Consider the following 1,960-nt stretch of genomic DNA (forward strand, 5'->3'; position numbering starts at 1 on the left):
GAAACGGGTCACTGCAGGCTTCCCTTTAGCAGTCACAGCCTGTTTCTTACGGTCTTTTTCACTACGGCCAATCGGAGCTTCAATCACACCACGATCATTAGGCAGATTTCCATGAACAATAGCCCAATATTTTCGGAGAGACTTTTTATCCTTGAGTTCTTGGGCAAGTGCTAGATGCGCCTCATCGTTTTTAGCAATCATGAGAAGGCCAGACGTATCCTTATCAATACGATGAACAATTCCTGGGCGTAGAACCCCATTGATACCCGACAAGTCCTTAATATGATACATAAGGGCATTTACTAGAGTTCCACTAGTATGACCAGCACTCGGATGCACCACCATCCCCTGAGGTTTGTTAACGACGGCCACATCCTCATCTTGGTAGATGATATCTAGCGGAAGATTCTCAGCCACATACTCTAAGACCTCCGGCTCTGGTACATGGTAAGTGACGATATCACCCTCTTGAACTGTGTATTTAGCTTTCTTGACTTGACCATTAACCAAGACCTGTCCTGATTTGATTTGTTCATTCGCGAGACTGCGCGATAATTCTGTCAAATCCGACAAAGCCTTATCTAAACGCAGGCCACCAGTTTCAATTCTAATTTCCATTTATTTCCTCTTTTAACATTGCAATCAATAAAATAATCACTCCAACCGTCAGATAGCTATCTGCCACATTGAAAATTGCAAAATTGATAAAGTCAAGGTGAAACATATCCACAACAAAGCCCTGACTGACCCTGTCAATAAAGTTTCCAAGACCACCTGCGATAATCAAGGTCAAACCCAAGACCATCCAGAGTGAATCCTCCATGTGCTTATGTAGATACCAAATGGCACCTACCACGACAACCAGAGTAATGACAGCAAATAACAACTGCTGATCTTGTAAGATAGAAAAGGCTGCCCCTCGATTTTGCAGATAGGTCAAGCTAACGAAATTGGGAATCCAAGAACGCACTTCACCCAGTGGAATCTGCTGGACGATATAGGATTTTACCAACTGATCCAGCCCAATCAAAAGCAGTACAATGACTGCCACTATTCCTCTTTTTTTCATGATTTCCTCTTTTGATCAAAATATTCTTGCATGACTTCTACGAAGAGAGTCCCAGCTTGACTGAGCTCCACTTCTTCACGTTTAACATAGACCATGTGATTATCCAGTTCATCCTTGAGACGAATAACTGTAATGCCATTGACACTATCACTATCTAAAAATCCAGAACCTGTTGCATAAGCATCCGTCCGCTCTAAAATACCATTCAGGGTAGCACGGTCTGTCACATTGAACATCTGTGAGCTAGCGCTGGTATCGACAAAGTTCTCTGAATAATAAAGGTACTCGTCTTTCTCTTGTGTAAAACGAACTGTCGGTAGATCTGCTAAATCCTCCATAACCAATTCCTCTTTCTGAGCCAAAGGATGCCCCTCACGGAGATAAATATGGGTATGGAAGGGAATCAATTCAATGACCTCAAGGCCTAGCTTTTCAACCCGTTGCATAATACCCTTTTTATTTTGATTGTTGAGGTAGATAATCCCAATCTCACTATGTCCTTGGGCTACTTCGTCTAAAATTTGAACAGTAGTTGATTCAAAGATTCGGATGTTCTTATAGTCAGGATAGCGCTCTGAAAAGGCCGTAATGGTTGGTGGCAAGAAGTCATAGTGCTGACTAGCAATGGAAAATTCATCCTTTTCTTCTTCAGGATTGGCATACTGGTTTTGAAAAATATCAAATCCTTTAACCAATTCTTGCGCTTTTTCATAGAATTCCATACCACGACGAGTCAAGAAAGTCCCTGAGCTAGTTCTACGGAAAATCTTAAATCCTAATTCTTTTTCCAAATCACGAACAGAAATGGACAGACTCGGCTGACTAACATACATCTTTTCAGCAGCTTCACGGAAAGTACCACTATTGGCAATGGCAACAACATAGCGTAAT

At 41.8% G+C, this 1,960-nt stretch carries 3 protein-coding genes; all 3 read right to left on the reverse strand.

The window, feature by feature from the left end; translation table 11 throughout:
* A partial coding sequence (locus QZ359_RS04980) for an RluA family pseudouridine synthase (RefSeq protein ID WP_293963512.1) occupies positions 1-618 on the reverse strand: 618 nt, incomplete at its 3' end.
* Positions 608-1,069 carry a signal peptidase II gene (gene lspA / locus QZ359_RS04985; RefSeq protein WP_033681917.1) on the reverse strand — a complete coding sequence of 154 codons (462 nt, stop codon included), beginning with the start codon at positions 1,067-1,069 and terminating at the stop codon, positions 608-610. The genes QZ359_RS04980 and lspA, both read right to left, overlap by 11 nt.
* On the reverse strand, positions 1,066-1,960 hold an 895-nt coding region (locus QZ359_RS04990; RefSeq protein ID WP_293963519.1), incomplete at its 5' end, for a LysR family transcriptional regulator. The genes lspA and QZ359_RS04990, both read right to left, overlap by 4 nt.

Source organism: Streptococcus sp., from assembly GCF_019414905.1.
Lineage (GTDB): Bacteria > Bacillota > Bacilli > Lactobacillales > Streptococcaceae > Streptococcus.

Coding starts and splice junctions, on each gene's coding strand:
- lspA (WP_033681917.1), bottom strand. CDS start 1,069: ATGAAAAAAAGAGGAATAGTGGCAGTCATTGTACTGCTTTTGATTGGG.